The 15,471-nt window shown below is 56.6% G+C and carries 17 protein-coding genes and 1 tRNA gene; 6 read left to right on the forward strand and 12 right to left on the reverse strand.

All coding sequences use genetic code 11. The features are described 5' to 3' along the window. The first annotated feature begins 36 nt into the window (after window positions 1-36). Complete coding sequence (locus tag AC2FF7_RS13600; RefSeq protein ID WP_480869187.1) at window positions 37-762, forward strand: response regulator; 726 nt, start codon at window positions 37-39, stop codon at window positions 760-762. Here the strand turns inward: AC2FF7_RS13600 and AC2FF7_RS13605 are convergent. The 7 genes from AC2FF7_RS13605 to AC2FF7_RS13635 form a co-directional block, all read right to left on the reverse strand. Further along, the gene (locus AC2FF7_RS13605) at window positions 759-1,277 is read right to left on the reverse strand and encodes a GNAT family N-acetyltransferase (RefSeq protein WP_480869189.1); all 519 of its coding nucleotides are present in this window, start codon (window positions 1,275-1,277) and stop codon (window positions 759-761) included. The two genes, AC2FF7_RS13600 and AC2FF7_RS13605, sit on opposite strands and share 4 nt — an antisense overlap. Then, on the reverse strand, window positions 1,274-1,828 hold the full coding sequence (locus tag AC2FF7_RS13610; protein ID WP_480869191.1) for a helix-turn-helix domain-containing protein: 555 nt from the start codon (window positions 1,826-1,828) through the stop codon (window positions 1,274-1,276). The genes AC2FF7_RS13605 and AC2FF7_RS13610 overlap by 4 nt, the downstream gene beginning before the upstream one ends. A 112-nt stretch (window positions 1,829-1,940) precedes the next feature. Continuing rightward, window positions 1,941-2,957 carry an extracellular solute-binding protein gene (locus AC2FF7_RS13615; protein WP_480869216.1) on the reverse strand — a complete coding sequence of 339 codons (1,017 nt, stop codon included), beginning with the start codon at window positions 2,955-2,957 and terminating at the stop codon, window positions 1,941-1,943. Window positions 2,958-3,125: 168 nt separating this feature from the next. Then, window positions 3,126-3,503: a hypothetical protein gene (locus AC2FF7_RS13620; RefSeq protein ID WP_480869193.1), complete on the reverse strand. Its 378-nt coding sequence runs from the start codon at window positions 3,501-3,503 to the stop codon at window positions 3,126-3,128. Window positions 3,504-3,581: 78 nt separating this feature from the next. Continuing rightward, on the reverse strand, window positions 3,582-3,983 hold the full coding sequence (locus tag AC2FF7_RS13625) for a DM13 domain-containing protein (protein ID WP_496850684.1): 402 nt from the start codon (window positions 3,981-3,983) through the stop codon (window positions 3,582-3,584). Between the two features lie 203 nt (window positions 3,984-4,186). Further along, window positions 4,187-4,312: a type B 50S ribosomal protein L36 gene (ykgO, locus tag AC2FF7_RS13630; RefSeq protein ID WP_008755722.1), complete on the reverse strand. Its 126-nt coding sequence runs from the start codon at window positions 4,310-4,312 to the stop codon at window positions 4,187-4,189. Between the two features lie 91 nt (window positions 4,313-4,403). Then, window positions 4,404-4,478: transfer RNA gene (locus tag AC2FF7_RS13635), tRNA-Val, on the reverse strand. A gap of 149 nt (window positions 4,479-4,627) precedes the next feature. Here AC2FF7_RS13635 and AC2FF7_RS13640 point away from each other — a divergent pair. Continuing rightward, entirely contained in the window at window positions 4,628-5,485 is an 858-nt protein-coding gene (locus tag AC2FF7_RS13640; protein WP_353392869.1) for an N-formylglutamate amidohydrolase, read from the forward strand. 2 nt (window positions 5,486-5,487) lie between these two features. Here the strand turns inward: AC2FF7_RS13640 and AC2FF7_RS13645 are convergent, their stop codons facing one another. Both AC2FF7_RS13645 and pyrF read right to left on the reverse strand, forming a co-directional pair. After that, window positions 5,488-6,741 (reverse strand): DNA polymerase IV, encoded by a 1,254-nt coding sequence (locus tag AC2FF7_RS13645; protein WP_496905789.1) that lies wholly within the window; start codon window positions 6,739-6,741, stop codon window positions 5,488-5,490. A 348-nt stretch (window positions 6,742-7,089) separates the two neighbouring features. After that, entirely contained in the window at window positions 7,090-7,794 is a 705-nt protein-coding gene (gene pyrF / locus AC2FF7_RS13650; protein ID WP_170356038.1) for an orotidine-5'-phosphate decarboxylase, read from the reverse strand. A 131-nt stretch (window positions 7,795-7,925) separates the two neighbouring features. Between pyrF and AC2FF7_RS13655 the strand changes: the two genes are divergently transcribed. Next, entirely contained in the window at window positions 7,926-8,258 is a 333-nt protein-coding gene (locus AC2FF7_RS13655; RefSeq protein WP_496905790.1) for a hypothetical protein, read from the forward strand. Between the two features lie 126 nt (window positions 8,259-8,384). Further along, entirely contained in the window at window positions 8,385-11,003 is a 2,619-nt protein-coding gene (gene clpB, locus AC2FF7_RS13660) for an ATP-dependent chaperone ClpB (RefSeq protein WP_480869203.1), read from the forward strand. A gap of 127 nt (window positions 11,004-11,130) precedes the next feature. On the opposite strand, the gene AC2FF7_RS13665 is transcribed toward clpB, so the two are convergent. From AC2FF7_RS13665 to AC2FF7_RS13675, 3 genes are all read right to left on the reverse strand, one after another. Further along, window positions 11,131-11,892 (reverse strand): hypothetical protein, encoded by a 762-nt coding sequence (locus tag AC2FF7_RS13665; protein WP_480869205.1) that lies wholly within the window; start codon window positions 11,890-11,892, stop codon window positions 11,131-11,133. 131 nt (window positions 11,893-12,023) lie between these two features. After that, window positions 12,024-12,839 carry a cyclase family protein gene (locus AC2FF7_RS13670; RefSeq protein WP_353392880.1) on the reverse strand — a complete coding sequence of 272 codons (816 nt, stop codon included), beginning with the start codon at window positions 12,837-12,839 and terminating at the stop codon, window positions 12,024-12,026. A 287-nt stretch (window positions 12,840-13,126) separates the two neighbouring features. Continuing rightward, complete coding sequence (locus AC2FF7_RS13675; RefSeq protein ID WP_170755276.1) at window positions 13,127-13,318, reverse strand: hypothetical protein; 192 nt, start codon at window positions 13,316-13,318, stop codon at window positions 13,127-13,129. 367 nt (window positions 13,319-13,685) lie between these two features. Here AC2FF7_RS13675 and msrP point away from each other — a divergent pair, with 367 nt between their 5' ends. Both msrP and msrQ read left to right on the forward strand, forming a co-directional pair. Then, entirely contained in the window at window positions 13,686-14,597 is a 912-nt protein-coding gene (gene msrP, locus AC2FF7_RS13680) for a protein-methionine-sulfoxide reductase catalytic subunit MsrP (RefSeq protein WP_170755277.1), read from the forward strand. 4 nt (window positions 14,598-14,601) lie between these two features. Next, a complete protein-coding gene (gene msrQ / locus AC2FF7_RS13685) occupies window positions 14,602-15,216 on the forward strand; it encodes a protein-methionine-sulfoxide reductase heme-binding subunit MsrQ (protein ID WP_496905791.1) in 615 nt (204 codons plus the stop codon). The last annotated feature ends 255 nt before the right edge of the window (window positions 15,217-15,471 follow it).

Below are 15,471 nucleotides of genomic sequence, written 5' to 3' on the forward strand. Positions count from 1 at the left end.
TCCGCGCCAGCCCACTATGCCCGCCCGGACTCGAATATGGTTCAAGAACATATCCTTGTGGTTGATGACGACCCGCAGATCACGTCTTTTCTGCAGCGTTACCTTGAAAAGCAGGGCTGCGCAGTCACGTGCGTGGCCGATGGCGATGCGATGGATGCTGTTCTGGCGCGGGCCGAGGTTGATCTGATCCTGCTGGATATCGGATTGCCCGGCCGCAGCGGGTTCGACATCACCCGCGAATTGCGGATGAACTCGAACATTCCCATTATCGTTCTGTCTGGTCGGGATGAGATTTTCGACCGCGTAGTGGGGCTGGAATTCGGGGCAGATGACTACATCACTAAACCGTTCGAGGCGCGCGAGGTTCTGGCCCGCATCCGTACCGTGCTGCGTCGGTCAAAACCCGACGACAAACCTACCAACGGGTCCGAGTCCCAAACGATCACCTTTGGGGACTGGGTGCTAAACGTGAACGAGCGGACCCTGACCGTGTCAGGCGCGCCCGAGGCCACACCGCTGACCACCACCGAATTCGAGGTGCTGCTGGCTTTTGTCACTAACCCTCATGTGGTGTTTTCACGCGATCAGTTGCTGGACAAGGCGCGCGGGCGTGACGTCGTCGTAGGCGACCGTACTATCGATGTGCATGTGGCCCGTTTGCGTAAAAAAATCGAGCCTGACCCGGCCGCCCCCGTCTTCATCAAGACCGTTCACGGGATCGGCTATTGCTTTGCCGCCAATGTCCGCAAAAGCCCGGCCTAGGTCAGGTCTTTGAACATGAATGTTGTGGGCTCCAGCCGGTTCTCGAACGGGTTGCGGCAATAGTCGGGGATCTCTCCGGCGATCTGAAACCCCATGCTTTGATACAGTCGCAGCGACGGGTCTGAACTGCGCGTGTCCAGAACCAACACATTGCGCCCGAGTTGAGCCGCGCGCTCTTCCAAGGCGGCCATCAAAGCGCGGCCCAGTCCTTGGCGGCGAGCATTTGGATGCACCAGCAGTTTAGCGACATCGGCCCGGTGCGGTTGGTTCGGCATTTTGGCCGGTATAAGTTGAACCGTCCCCAAGACATGCTGGGCGTTGCGGACCACAAATAGATCCAGCGCGTTCTCGGCAACACCAGACCACACATGGTTTAGCCAATAGGCGCGCGCTTGATCAGGTGCGAAGGGCAGGATGAACCCTACGCTGGCACCGTCATGCACACAGGCGTGCAGAATATCCGTCAAATCGTCCAATGCGCCGTCCAGATCCGATGAGGTCAAACGTTCGATCATATCAGCACCAACAAGTAACGCGCACCGCGCTTGGATGAGGTTTCAAACCGGGTCGAACCGGAAAGGTGATAGCGCAGGCAATCTCCGGCCGTCAGGTCGTGCGCCACGCCGTCCACTGTTAGAGACAAAGCGCCGTCCAGCATGATCAGATGGTGTTCCTGTCCCGGCTTCGGGGGTGCGTCATAGGTGATAACTGTCGAAGACGGCAGGTGCCCCTCCATGACTTCACCGCTCAGACCGGTGGCCGGGGGCGAAACCGACCTGCGCGTGAACCCGGTTTCAGGGTCGCGCCATTCAGGTTGACGTTCCAAGGGAACCCGTGGCGCAAAGCTGTCTTCCACCATCATCAACAGGCGCGACATGGGCAAACCGTAGGCGGCACACAACCGGCCGAGCGTTTCTGCGGTCGGGCTCACGCCCCCCTTTTCGAGCCGGGATAAAGTGGCGCGGCTGACAGAGCTGCGTTCTGCCAATTGGTCCAAGGACCAACCGCGCATCAGGCGCAGCTCGTTTAATCGGTTGGCGAGGCGGTTTGAGAGATCATCCAACATTTATCAAATATGAGAATCATTTCCTTTTAAGAGATTATTGACTATTTTTATTACAATACAACAAAAAAGAGCGCGGAAAACCGCGCCCTTTCCCGTTGTCTGGTCTAGAGGATTATTGCCAGCCAACTTCGTTAAAGATTTTTTGTGCTTCGGGGATGTTCTTGGCAACTTCGGACAGGTTCACTGTATCCGCTTTGAACTCACCCAGCGAAGCAACGTTGTCGGCCAGTGCGACACCTTCGACCGCGGGAAATTCATCATTGCCGTTCGAGAAGTAGACCTGTGCCTGTTCGCCTGCGAGGTATTCAAGGAACTTCACTGCGTTCTCTTTGTTCGGCGCATGGGCTGCGATGCCCGCACCTGACAGGTTCATATGGGCGCCTTCCGCGTCTTGTGCGGGAAACTGAATGCCGATCATGTCGATATCCGCGCTCAGGCCCTTCACGTCTTTACGCAGTGCACGGGCGAAGTAGTAAGAGTTGGAAACGGCGATCTCGCATTCACCCGAGACAATCCCGCGCAGCTGATCGGTGTCACCGCCCTGCGGGTCACGTGCCATGTTGGCGACAACGCCTTTGGCCCAGGTTTTCGCGGCCTCGGCACCATGGTTGGTGATGATCGCAGCAAGCAGGGTTTGGTTATAGGTGTTGCTGGACGACCGGATGCAAACCAAACCTTTGTATTCCGGCTTGGCCAGATCCAGATAGTTTGCCGGCGGGTTCGCGACGTCGGCTTTGTCAAAGAAGATAATCCGCGCGCGTTGCGAGAAACCGTACCACTGGTTGTCTTCGTCTTGCAGGTTGGCAGGGATACGCTCTTCCAGAACCGCGCTGTCGACCGCTTGCAGGATGCCTGCGTTCTTGGCGCGGGCAAGGCGAGAAGTATCGACGGTCAGCAGAATGTCGGCAGGTGAGTTCGCACCTTCGGCTTCCATTCGGGCGATCAGCTCATCGGCCTTGCCTTCGATACGGTTGATGGTGATGCCAGTGACCTCTTCAAAATCCGAATAAAGGCGTTCGTCGGTGTCATAATGGCGCGAGGAATAGAGGTTCAGCTCGCCCTCAGCCGCGGCAGAGGTCGCTATAAGGGCCGTCAGAGCGGCAGCAATACAAGTGGAGGATTTCAGCATCATGTGTCCCAACTTTGAATGTCGTGGCGGGCAATAACCCGACTGATTTGGTCAATTAAACGATTCTGACGGGGATGCAAGAAAAACTGACAAAATTAGTTGGTCAAAATGGTCGCTGCTGGAAAGGCGCAACGCACTAACCTTGACGTGCGGAATATCCGAAAGGCGTTAAGGGTGCCTACGTTGCAAAACAGCGGCCAGTATAATGGCCCATCCGAGTATGCCCTGCCCATGGGCGCTGAGGTTTTTCTGGTGCGAAAAAAACAGCATTTCAAAAGGGATGAGGGCGTCTTTGGGTGGCCAGATGACCCATTGCAGCGGCAAATCCGGAATGATCATGCGATAATACATGTAGTAAACCTGCGGCGAGGCCCACACAAACACCCAGAAAAGGATCAGCGCCCCCAAAAACCTTGCCCATATCGGAAAACGTCTCAGGCAGCGCCGTGCCAAAAGCACCATCATCAGAAACAGAGTAAGGCTGATGAAGACAAGCCCGGCCTGTCCCCAAGCGGACAGATCAAAAAAGGAATCCTGACTGTACATGTTCGCCCTCCGCAAAGCCGGGCAAAAAAGAAACCCGCCCACGCATGCAGGCAGATTTCAAACAGCGCAAGGCGAGAATTAGCTGAGTGGCGCGACGGCCAGAATCACAGTGAATTTCTCACAATAGATATACAGCTCGTTGTATTTGGAGACGTCGATGCCGGAAGGGATCTTGAATGAGGCTTCGCCCTTTTTCACGGTCAGTTTGTCGTGAATCTTGGAGCCCTTCGCGTATTTCTCGCCGTTGCCAAAGCCGATTTTGATATCTGGCGGGTTCTTGCTGGGGTCGAAGACATAATCGCTTTTGAGCGTGACGGTGTCGCCGGAAACGGAAACCGTCCCCTTCACCTTATAGCCGCTGCGGCCGGAAAGGCTGCCGGTGCGTTCCTTGCCTGCGGCAAATGCAGAAGGTGTTCCCAGTGTCAGAGCGGCTGCGGAAGCAAGCCCCAGCTGTACGAATTGGCGGCGTTTGATTGTCATAGCGAATTCCCTATCTCATTCTGCGACTGCAGGATGCTGCGCAGACAAAGGGGGCGCTGCCAACTCACATCGCGTCAAGGGAATGTGAGTATCTGAAACATGCAAGCGACCAGCTAAGCGGGAAATCAACGCAACATGCGATTTGAAAACAAAAAAACCGCACCCAACCGGCGCGGTTTCCCTGAATTCGATTTGTGCAGTTCTTAGCCCTGGCGAGCTTTGAACTTGCGCTGCGTCTTGTTGATCACGTAGACGCGGCCTTTGCGACGCACAATCCGGCAATCACGGTGCCGGTTCTTGAGCGAGCGGAGCGAGTTCTTGACCTTCATGGGTCTGTCTCCAATCTGCGGCGCCTTCATCAAAGACGTGGCCAGCGCCTGGGTTAATCGGGTGTCCCGGAGCCCCGGAACAGTGAAATCATGGTGGGCGGTACAAGGATCGAACTTGTGACCCCTTCGATGTCAACGAAGTGCTCTACCGCTGAGCTAACCGCCCACTTTACCTTTGCGTGCCCTGCCCCATAACGAAATGGGGCGCGGAACCCCGCGCCGGTAGCGGGGTCTATAAAAGGAGTCGCAAAGGGGTTCAAGGGGTTTGGTATAACTATTTTCCGGTCTATGTTCAGACCGAACCAAGGAGCCACCATGCCGAACGCCGCCTATGTATTGGATATGCCTGCCAAGCGCACGTCTTGTGTGGTCTTTGCTTCTCCGCATAGCGGCCGGAACTACCCTCAGGAGCTGATGGAGCGGACAATTCTTAGCCGCGACGTGATTCGATCCTCTGAGGATGCGTTCGTGGATCAGTTGTTCGCACCCGCTTCGGATTTTGGAGCGCCGCTGATTTCTGCGACTAAGCCAAGGGCTTATCTGGATCTTAACCGCAGTGCCGAGGAGTTGGATCCGGCGCTTGTGGAAGGCGCGCGTCGGCAGGGGCACAATCCGCGCGTGTCCTCGGGGCTTGGTGTAATCCCTCGGGTGGTTGCGAATGGTCGCGCGATTTACCGCGGTAAGCTGACAATGGACGAGGCGCGGCTGCGCATCGATACCTGCTGGCGGCCATATCACACGCGACTCAAAGCATTGTTGGCCGAATCGCACAAGGCGTTCGGGCAGGCGATCCTTGTGGATTGCCATTCGATGCCGCACGAAGCTGTGGCCATGGCCGGCACCGCAAATTCACGCCCTCAGATTGTGTTAGGGGACCGGTTTGGCGCCGCAGCCTCTGGCGAAGTCGTGGACCGTATCGAAGCCGCGTTTGTGGCCGCTGGTCTGACAGTGGCGCGAAACGCACCGTTTGCTGGGGCGTATGTGACGCAGACCTATGGTCGACCCGCGCGCGATCAGCACGCGGTGCAGATCGAAATAGACCGTTCGCTTTACATGGACGAAACGCGGATTGAGCCGAACGGGAATTTCACCGCCTTTCGCGAGCTGTTGCGTCAGGTCATTGGCGAAATTACGTTGATCGGTGAAGAGCCTCTGCGCCTTGCGGCCGAATAAGATCAGCGCAAAGATCGCCCCTTCAAGATAGCATCATGTCCGAATCTGCGACGGATTTCATCCGTGGCGCGTTCGGCCTGCGACCGCTGTGCTGCGCCGGGGTCAAGCAAGTCGCCCGTGATATCGGCCTGATCCTCGGGGCACAAATCCGACAAACCGCATCCAAGCAAGCGATAGGGTCCCTGATCTCTGACCTGATCGAACAAACTGCGGGCCGTGCGGTAAATGCGGTCGGCAATCTGCGTCGCATCACGTAACGAGACACGGCGGGTGATAATCTTGTGATTGGCCTTCTTCAGCTTGAGGGTCACGACCCTGCCAGCCAGACTTTTGGCCTTGGCACGATCCGCCACCTTTTCGGACATGCGCCACAGATGACCATCAAGTATGTCAGGGCTGGCCGTGTCTTCGAAAAAGGTAGTTTCATTACTGATGGACTTCATCGGTTCATGGGTAGAGACGCGGCGCTTGTCCTGTCCTCGGGCCAGATGCCACAACCGATACCCCATCGCGCCGAATCTGGCTGTCAGGGCCTCCTGATCCCAGCGCAACAGGTCCGAAAACGTACGAATCCCTGCGCGCTCGAGCGATTCTTGTGCAGCTGGTCCGATGCCCCAGATCAGCCGGACGGGCTTGTCGTGCAGAAACGAAGCGGTCTCGGCCTCGCCGATTACGGAAAAGCCACGTGGTTTGTCGAGGTCGGATGCGACCTTGGCGAGGAACTTGTTATGTGAAAGCCCGATTGAACCAGTCACGCCCAGCTCATCCTTCATCCGTTTCACAAGGCGCGCCAGCATCACTGCGGGTGGTGCACTGTGCAGTCGCTGGGTGCCGGACAGGTCCATGAAAGCCTCGTCCAATGACAAAGGTTCGACGACTGGGGTCAACTCGTCCATCATCGCTCGAATCTGACGCGAGACTTCCGCATAGACCGACATGCGGGGTTTGATGACCACAGCATCGGGGCAAAGTTGCAGGGCTTTGAACATGGGCATCGCTGAACGCACTCCGCGAATACGCGCCACATAGCAGGCCGTCGACACGACGCCGCGTTTCCCGCCGCCAATAATGACGGGTTTGTCGGCAAGTTCAGGGTTGTCGCGTTTCTCGACCGAAGCGTAGAACGCATCGCAGTCCATGTGCGCGATGGTCAGGTCAAACAGTTCAGGATGCGTCTTGATGCGCGGACTACCGCAGGCAGGGCAGCGGCGGTCGTCCGTCACAGTGGTCAGGCAGTCTCGGCACAGACCGGGCATGCGGTGTTCCCGTCTCTCATTCGATCAATTCGCGGGGTTTGAATATACCACCCAATTGGTCAAGAAAAACCCCGCCGCGTGGTTGTTTGATGCAAAAGAAGACCCCCCGCGCGTTGCGGGGGGAGGTGACGGACCTCAGGAAGAGACGGTCCGCGGGGAGTATCACGGGACCAGATTCGCTGAAAATCAGAGGTTTCGATAGGATCGAGTTCACACAAGGAAAACAGGCAGTTTTCATGTGTGTTTTCGGGCACAGGGACGATTTGGCGCGGTTTTCATTAAAAGTTACGTAAGGTCAACTGTTTGGCTGACAGAAACCGGCTTTTCCGCGGTTTCTGACGTCCGCGATTAGTGCCGTGTCAAGGAATTTAACTCGGCAAGAACCGCCTCGGCGGCGGCTTTCGGGTCGTCAGATTGATAGATTGGGCGGCCGACCACGATGTGATCCGCACCGTCACCGATCGCGGTCGCTGGGGTGGCGACGCGTTTTTGATCTCCAAGCGCAGCACCTGCCGGGCGCACACCTGGGGTCACAATCAGGCGACCTTCGGCCTGTGGTAAGGCCCGGATCAGCGCGGCCTCTTGCGGGCTGGCGATGACACCATCTGCCCCGGCCTCAAGCGCCTTTGCCGCGCGTTCGACGACCAGTTCCTGCACGTCGCCATCCTTCAACAGGCTGGCATCCAGATCATCGCGGTTAAGAGAGGTCAGGATGGTTACAGCGAGGATTTTCAGATCCTTGCCCGAGGCACCCTCTTTCGCGGCGCGCACTACATGGGGGTCGCCATGGACGGTCAGGAAATCCAGATCGAACTGCGCCAACCCACGTACCGCGTTTTCGACGGTGTTGCCGATGTCGAACAGTTTCATATCCAGAAAGATGCGCTTGCCGTGATCCTGTTTCAGCTCATTGGCCAGTGCCAGCCCGCCGCCTGTAAGCATGCCCAAACCAATCTTGTAGAAAGAGACGCTGTCGCCCAACCTTTCGGCCATGGCCAAACCCTGCAGGGCGTTGGGGACATCTAGGGCTACGATAAGGCGATCGTCGGACATGGGGGCGCTCCGTTTTTGGCAAACGTCTGCGTCCTAGCGGGTTTGCAAGGTTCTGTCCATGTTGGACGAGTAGGTGATTCAGGTCACGGCAGGATTTACCAGATGTGGTATAATGTGCGCGGATTGAAGGAATGGAATTCAAAGTGAAACAGTTTGCACCCGCCGCAATCATCTTATTGCTGACAGGATGTCAGGATATGCCATTGGAAACCGAGGCCGCTGACACGGTCGTAAGGACTCCCACAAACGACAACCTGCGGCTTTTGCGGGGCTATCGTTCGACCGATGATGATTGTCAGATCACAGGTGAGACTGCGTTTACAATTGATTTTCTGGATGATGCCGCTGATCTGGTATCTTGTCCAACAGGTGGTGAACCGGCGCAATCTCTGGTCCAGATGTATGGCGCGCGAGAAGTGGCTGAAACCGGGGGATACACTGTCTATTCGGTTCCGCGCAGGTAGGGCGGAAATAGCGTTTCGACCTCTTGAACCGGGACAGATATTTCCCAGATTGAATGTGAGGCCCAGATCCGAAGCGTGCCGCCAAGCGGGCGCATCGACACAGGGCGCTTGGAAAAGGAGAATAAAATGGACTTGAACAAGTTCACCGAGCGGGCACGGGGTTTCGTGCAAGCGGCGCAGACTATTGCGATGCGGGAAGAGCATCAGCGTCTGACGCCCGAACATTTGCTAAAAGCATTGATGGATGACGATCAGGGGCTGGCCAGCAACCTGATCACGCGGGCCGGTGGTGCGCCCAGCCGTGTCGTGAATGCGCTTGATGCCTCGATGGCGCGTATTCCAAAGGTCAAAGGCGACACAGGACAGGTCTATCTGGACGGCCAGACTGCCAAAGTTTTGGACGAGGCCGAGAAAATCGCGACCAAGGCAGGCGACAGCTTTGTCCCGGTCGAGCGCATTCTTATGGCGCTGTGCATGGTGAAATCGAAAGCCAAGGTGGCGTTGGAAGACGGTGCCGTCACCGCGCAGAAACTGAACGAGGCGATCAACGATATCCGTAAAGGGCGCACTGCCGACACCGCGTCGGCGGAAGAAGGCTATGACGCGCTCAAGAAATACGCGCGTGACCTGACCGAGGCGGCGGCTGAGGGCAAGATCGACCCGATCATTGGGCGGGATGAAGAAATCCGCCGCTCGATGCAGGTTCTGTCTCGACGGACCAAGAACAACCCTGTTCTGATCGGTGAGCCCGGTGTCGGTAAAACCGCGATTGCCGAGGGCATGGCCCTTCGCATCGTCAATGGCGACGTGCCGGAATCGCTGAAGGACAAAAAGTTGCTTGCGCTCGACATGGGCGCGCTGATTGCTGGTGCGAAATACCGTGGTGAGTTCGAAGAACGCCTTAAGGCCGTTCTGACCGAAGTGACCGAGGCCGCTGGTGAGATCATCCTGTTCATTGATGAAATGCACACGCTGGTTGGTGCCGGTAAATCCGACGGCGCAATGGATGCGGCCAACCTGATCAAGCCTGCGCTTGCCCGGGGTGAGCTGCATTGTATCGGCGCGACCACGTTGGATGAGTATCGTAAATACGTCGAAAAAGACGCGGCCCTCGCGCGTCGCTTCCAGCCTGTATTGGTGCAGGAGCCAACAGTCGAGGATACGATCAGCATCCTGCGCGGCATCAAGGAAAAGTATGAGCTGCACCATGGTGTGCGCATTTCCGACTCGGCGCTGGTCTCGGCCGCGACCCTGTCGCATCGCTATATCACCGATCGTTTCCTGCCCGACAAAGCCATCGACCTTGTCGATGAAGCCGCGTCGCGTCTGCGGATGGAGGTGGATTCGAAGCCCGAAGAACTCGACCAGTTGGATCGCCAGATCCTGCAGATGCAGATCGAGGAAGAGGCGCTTAAACTGGAAGACGACGCGGCCTCGAAGGATCGTCTGGAAACCCTGCAAAAGGACCTCGCCGATCTGCAGGAGCAATCCGCCGAGATGACCGCCCAATGGCAGGCCGAACGTGACAAGCTCGCGGGTGCTCGTGATCTGAAAGAACAGCTCGACAAGGCGCGCGCTGATCTGGAAATCGCCAAACGCGAAGGCAATCTGGCAAAGGCCGGTGAGCTGTCCTACGGCATCATCCCCGAGCTTGAGAAAAAGCTGACCGAGGCTGAAAACGCCGAAAGCAACGCCATGATGGCCGAGGAAACCGTGCGTCCGGAACAGATCGCATCCGTGGTCGAACGCTGGACGGGTATCCCGACAGCCAAGATGCTGGAAGGTGAGCGCGAGAAACTGCTGCGGATGGAAGACGATCTGCACTCCCGTGTGATCGGCCAGGATGCCGCCGTGACCGCCGTGTCCAACGCCGTGCGCCGCGCACGCGCGGGCCTGAACGATGAAAACCGCCCGCTGGGCTCGTTCTTGTTCCTCGGGCCCACCGGCGTAGGTAAAACCGAACTGACCAAAGCCGTAGCGAACTTCCTGTTCGACGACGACAATGCGATGGTGCGCATCGACATGTCCGAGTTCATGGAGAAACACGCGGTTGCGCGTCTGATTGGTGCCCCTCCGGGCTATGTTGGGTATGACGAAGGCGGTGTGCTGACCGAAGCCGTGCGGCGCAGACCCTATCAGGTCGTGCTATTTGACGAGGTCGAAAAGGCGCACCCGGATGTGTTCAACGTGTTGCTGCAGGTCCTCGATGATGGCGTGCTGACCGATGGTCAGGGCCGCACTGTTGATTTCAAGCAGACGTTGATCATCCTGACGTCAAACCTTGGGTCTCAGGCGCTCAGCCAACTGCCCGAAGGGGCCGACAGCGCGCAGGCACGGAGGGATGTGATGGATGCGGTCCGGGCACATTTCCGGCCGGAATTCCTGAACCGACTCGATGAAACGATCATCTTTGACAGGCTCAAGCGGGCCGATATGGATGGTATCGTCGATATCCAGATGGCACGTCTGCAAAAACGTCTGGCCGCTCGAAAGATCGAGCTGGTTCTGGACGAGGGCGCAAAACAGTGGCTGGCCGATGAAGGCTATGACCCGGTCTTTGGTGCCCGTCCGCTGAAACGTGTGATCCAACGCGCGTTGCAGAATCCGCTGGCCGAGGCATTGCTGGCCGGTGAGATCAAGGATGGTGAGACCGTCCCGGTTACTGCGGGCTCAGACGGCCTGATTATTGGCGACCGGTTGGGAACGTCGGATCGTCCAAGGCCGGATGATGCGGTCGTGCACTGAGCTTTAAGCCTTAAAAGACCTACCCATTCGGTAGGTCTTTTTCGTTTGCGAAAGCATGTGTTTTGTTGCCCAGATAAACGATCGTTTTCTTTCGCGCCCGAGCGCCAAAGCTGCCCACGCAATAAACCTACGGGCCTTTTCGGACAATCAGCCGTTTCGCACCACCTTGCGCCGCATCCACAAGTAAAGAAACCTGACCCAAGGTTTCCAGAAACGCAGAACCTTCGCGGAGTTTGCGGGTTCTCACGTCGAGAATGACGGCACCGTCGTCTTCGACCACGTCGCGAAAAAAACCTGCATAGGTCTGCGCGGGATAGTGGAAGCCGCACGAGATAAAGCTCATCGCCAGATCAACGGTGCCTATTGATGAGAGTTCGTCTGAACCGGGATTCAGGCAGGTGATGTCGCCGGCGCGGACGCCGTTTTCCATCAGGAACGATCGCGCGACAGACAGATTGGAATAGGCCGCGCCGGTTTCCGCGTATCCGAAATGCCGTTCTGTAGTGGTTTCTAAATCAATCAGGTTCAGGTGACACTTGTGGTCCTGCCACAAAAACAGATCGAACATAGCATAACCACAGCCGATATCTGCAATCGATGACGGAGCGAGGCTTTGTATCGTATCCCGAAGTTCCAGATACTCTAAATAGATAATTGCGGCAGCGCGGCGCGCCAGATCGGTTCCGTGATCCCGCACAAGCGATAGGGCGGGTTCGGGATTTCCGGCGGCCCAGGCGCGGTTAATCCTGCCGGAGCGGGGTTGGTCATGAATGATCTCTGACCTTTGCATGATCAGATTGACCAGATCGTTTTGGGAAAACGCGTCGAAGGATAGTCCGGACACTTCAGGCAGGGCAGTGGCCTTCATCATCCGCTCGGTCGTGATCATATCGTGGTTTCTACATGTCTGGGATTGGAGTTGCAGTCCGGACTTTGTGGCAGGTTTATTCGATGTTCAAGACCCGCTCATTGGCGGTGCCGAAAAGGATCGGGCATTCGATCCTTTTCGACTGTTATCATTCAAACCATCGCGAAAATGCGCGCGGGTCCGCCTGTGCCGCCTTTGTGCTTTGGCGCTCCGATAACCAGCGTTGCTCCCGAAGCGGGGACGCGGTCCAACCCAGCGATGTTTTCGATCCCGAAACGGCCCGTCGGCAGCCACGCGTAGTGGGTGGCAAAGTCGGCCGACATTCCGTGATCCAGCGACAGGGTGTCTGAAGCCAACGACCGCGCGCCCGTTTCCTCGATCAGCATCTGAGCGGCTTCGACATGAAAGCCGGGGTAGTGCTGCGCCTGCCCGTCAAATCCGCGGTAGGCGTCACTGTCGACCTTGGCGGCCCAACCAGAGTATAGGGCAACGCAGGCGCCGTCCGGAATATCTCCGTGGGTTGCCATCCACGCCTTCAGATCGTCCGGGGTCAGTAGAGTATCGGCATCTTCGGCCGCCCGCGCAGCGATATCGACAACACAAAGCGGTGCCACGAGATCTGTAACCGGGATTTCGTCGACCGCTGCTCCATCCGCCGAGAAATGCAATGGCGCATCAATATGAGTTCCGGTGTGCTCGTTTACAGTCATGCGTTGCAGGTTGAAGCCGTGGTCGCCAAAATTGAACAGTTGTTCGGAAGCGTAGCCGGGCTCACCAAAATAGGTGGGAAAGTCAGGGCTGATCGTGTGGGTCATGTCCTCAACCTTGCCGTGCCCCGCGGCCATCGCCATTGGCGCTGCTGCACTGGTCGCCGCTACGGCCACGCCCGAGGCTGCGGCGGCTTTGAAGAAACTCCGCCTTGAAAGCATCCGGTCCTTGACCGCGTTCATCACACAGATGTCACACATTTGTCTTCTCCCTTTCGGCTGTCCCGGTTGTCGGGTTTCGAAGGATCCCTACAAGACCCTTTCGGAACAGACTGCATTTTGCGAGAAGCAGTTGTAAAGATAGCGTTCGGAGAGGGTGCAGTGTTTCGGGGAACGATGCTTCAACTCACCGTGATCGGTTCTGTGTGTTTTGGTTAGCGTTGCATCTAACGAACGACTGATTTCAAGGACCGCAAACGACAAGAGCCTGCCGAATGGCAGGCTCTTGAATACGTGAATGACCCAGAGGGGCCAAAGGATCGGAAACCTTAGGTGCCGGTCGGCAACGCATTCAGGTCTTGTGCGTTGCTCTGATCGAGATTGGTATCTTCACCGATTTCCTCGCAGGTCACGGGGAATGTCTCATTCGAGTCGCACCCAGAGATTGGGTAGGTCTCTTTTTCAGCGCATGCCGCGATGAACAGGGCCAGCGACAGGCCAGCTACCAGCTTCATTTTCATGTCTCGTCCTTTCCGATCATATCGTCGTATTTTTTGTGGCGCTATCTGCGTGATCAGCCTTGGGGTGATCTCAACTCCGTCCCTTCACGCCTTGGGAAAACTTAAGCGGCTGGGCTGCGGGTTGGCTAGCGCCAATATCAAGGGTGACGCTAGGTTCTGTTTGGTTAAATGTACATTTCGTATGAAAAAGCGGCTACTTTTAGCCGAAGTTTATGAATGATTAGACGTTTAGTATTGTATTGAGCCTTAGTTGCGCCGCCTGGTGGTTCGTTACAGTCTCGTCTCCCAATCGTGACGCATGTTGCCTTGGTCCTGTGCTAAGAGCGCACTAACTGACAATTAACAATGTACGATCACGGAGACAGAGATGGCGCGTCGCTGGACCAATGCACTGACACATGCGGATGTCACCCCAAGGGCGATGTTTATGAACCGGCGGCAGGTGATGGCTGGGCTTGCAGGTGCCGGGCTGGCGGGGATTGCGCAAAAGGGTTCCGCGGAAGAGTCTCCTGAGGGTTTGACGCCGAACACTTGGGAAGAGATCACGTCCTACAACAATTACTACGAGTTCGGCACCCGCAAGGATGATCCTGCGAAATACGCCCACACGCTGGTCACCGAACCCTGGAGCGTTCAGATTGATGGTCTGGTGGACCGCCCCGGTGAATACGACTTCAAAGACATAATGTCCGAGATGACAGTCGAAGAGCGAATCTATCGGTTCCGGTGTGTCGAGGCTTGGTCGATGGTTGTTCCCTGGAACGGGTTCGAACTGGCTGATCTGCTGAATATGGCCGGTGTTCAAGAAGGTGCCAAATATGTGGCGTTTGAGACTGCCTATCGTCCGGATGAGATGCCCGGCGTGCAATTCCCGGTCCTGGACTGGCCCTACCGTGAAGGTTTGCGACTGGACGAGGCAATGCATCCGCTGACGATCATGGCGACGGGAATCTATGATCGTCCGATCCCGAACCAGAACGGCGCCCCTTTGCGTTTGGTTGTTCCATGGAAGTACGGGTTCAAGTCGATCAAGTCGATCGTCCGGATTACCCTTACGGATGTTGAACCTCCGACAAGCTGGAACATGGCCAACCCGCGTGAATATGGATTCTATAGTAATGTGAACCCGAATGTGGATCACCCGCGTTGGTCTCAGGCGTCTGAGCGTACCATCGGGGGCGGGCTGTTCTCAAAACGTATCCCGACGTTGATGTTCAACGGCTACGAGGCCGAAGTCGCCGGTCTTTACGAAGGCATGGATCTGTCGGAATACTACTAAGCGCATGCAGACCGTGAACCAGATACTCCGCCGGGTGCCTGTTTGGGCCGTCTATCTGCTGGGCCTGATCCCGGCACCATGGCTGTTCTATCAGGGTCTGACCGGAGGATTGGGTATTGATCCAATCGAAGCGCTGGAACATCGCTATGGCGAGCTGGCGTTGCAGTTGTTGATTGCTGTGCTTGCGATATCTCCGTTGCGGCGGTTTGCGGGGCTGAACTTGATGAAGTTCCGGCGGGCTTTGGGGGTGCTGACCTTTGTCTATGTCAGTCTGCATCTGTTGGTATGGTTGGTTTTGGATGTGCAACTGCCAAGCCAGATCTGGGCCGACATCCTCAAACGTCCCTATATCACAGTGGGCATGGCCGGGTCCCTCCTGCTGCTGCCCTTGGCTGTGACATCAAACAATCTTTCGGTGCGCCGTTTGGGTCCACGCTGGCGCGTCTTGCAACGTCTGGTCTATCCAGCCGCGATTTTGGGTGGGCTACATTACGTGATGCTGGCGAAGGGGTTCCAGATCGAGCCATTGATCTATCTGAGCGTGATTCTGGGCCTTCTGGCCTTGCGTCTGCCACTGTCGAACCCGCTCAGCCGATTCCGACAGGTCGATTCCGCCTGAGTCTGTGGGTAAGCCTGTGCAAAACCCGGGTTACACGGTGAAACGGTGGCGTGGGGAGTTCGTTTTGGAGATGGATTTAGTGATAAGTGGCTGAAACTAATATTAAATTTTAAAATTCTGAGTTTTTTCGAATTTTTCAAATTTTCTGCTTGCGGCTTTGTGGGGTAGACCTTAGAACCCCCTTCACCGGCGCTGCTGAGGCGGTGCTGGGGCGCTGGAGACGGTGCTGACGGACTGGAAAGACGGTTGAGACGC

The sequence above is a fragment of the Ruegeria sp. YTSC325 genome (assembly GCF_059609525.1).

Excerpts from the sequence above, each read along its gene's own strand:
- AC2FF7_RS13600 (WP_480869187.1), top strand. The coding sequence starts at position 37 with ATGGTTCAAGAACATATCCTTGTGGTTGATGACGACCCGCAGATCACG.
- AC2FF7_RS13605 (WP_480869189.1), bottom strand. The coding sequence starts at position 1,277 with ATGATCGAACGTTTGACCTCATCGGATCTGGACGGCGCATTGGACGAT.
- AC2FF7_RS13610 (WP_480869191.1), bottom strand. The coding sequence starts at position 1,828 with ATGTTGGATGATCTCTCAAACCGCCTCGCCAACCGATTAAACGAGCTG.
- AC2FF7_RS13615 (WP_480869216.1), bottom strand. The coding sequence starts at position 2,957 with ATGCTGAAATCCTCCACTTGTATTGCTGCCGCTCTGACGGCCCTTATA.
- AC2FF7_RS13620 (WP_480869193.1), bottom strand. The coding sequence starts at position 3,503 with ATGTACAGTCAGGATTCCTTTTTTGATCTGTCCGCTTGGGGACAGGCC.
- AC2FF7_RS13625 (WP_496850684.1), bottom strand. The coding sequence starts at position 3,983 with ATGACAATCAAACGCCGCCAATTCGTACAGCTGGGGCTTGCTTCCGCA.
- ykgO (WP_008755722.1), bottom strand. The coding sequence starts at position 4,312 with ATGAAGGTCAAGAACTCGCTCCGCTCGCTCAAGAACCGGCACCGTGAT.
- AC2FF7_RS13640 (WP_353392869.1), top strand. The coding sequence starts at position 4,628 with ATGCCGAACGCCGCCTATGTATTGGATATGCCTGCCAAGCGCACGTCT.
- AC2FF7_RS13645 (WP_496905789.1), bottom strand. The coding sequence starts at position 6,741 with ATGCCCGGTCTGTGCCGAGACTGCCTGACCACTGTGACGGACGACCGC.
- pyrF (WP_170356038.1), bottom strand. The coding sequence starts at position 7,794 with ATGTCCGACGATCGCCTTATCGTAGCCCTAGATGTCCCCAACGCCCTG.
- AC2FF7_RS13655 (WP_496905790.1), top strand. The coding sequence starts at position 7,926 with ATGGAATTCAAAGTGAAACAGTTTGCACCCGCCGCAATCATCTTATTG.
- clpB (WP_480869203.1), top strand. The coding sequence starts at position 8,385 with ATGGACTTGAACAAGTTCACCGAGCGGGCACGGGGTTTCGTGCAAGCG.
- AC2FF7_RS13665 (WP_480869205.1), bottom strand. The coding sequence starts at position 11,892 with ATGATCACGACCGAGCGGATGATGAAGGCCACTGCCCTGCCTGAAGTG.
- AC2FF7_RS13670 (WP_353392880.1), bottom strand. The coding sequence starts at position 12,839 with ATGTGTGACATCTGTGTGATGAACGCGGTCAAGGACCGGATGCTTTCA.
- AC2FF7_RS13675 (WP_170755276.1), bottom strand. The coding sequence starts at position 13,318 with ATGAAAATGAAGCTGGTAGCTGGCCTGTCGCTGGCCCTGTTCATCGCG.
- msrP (WP_170755277.1), top strand. The coding sequence starts at position 13,686 with ATGGCGCGTCGCTGGACCAATGCACTGACACATGCGGATGTCACCCCA.
- msrQ (WP_496905791.1), top strand. The coding sequence starts at position 14,602 with ATGCAGACCGTGAACCAGATACTCCGCCGGGTGCCTGTTTGGGCCGTC.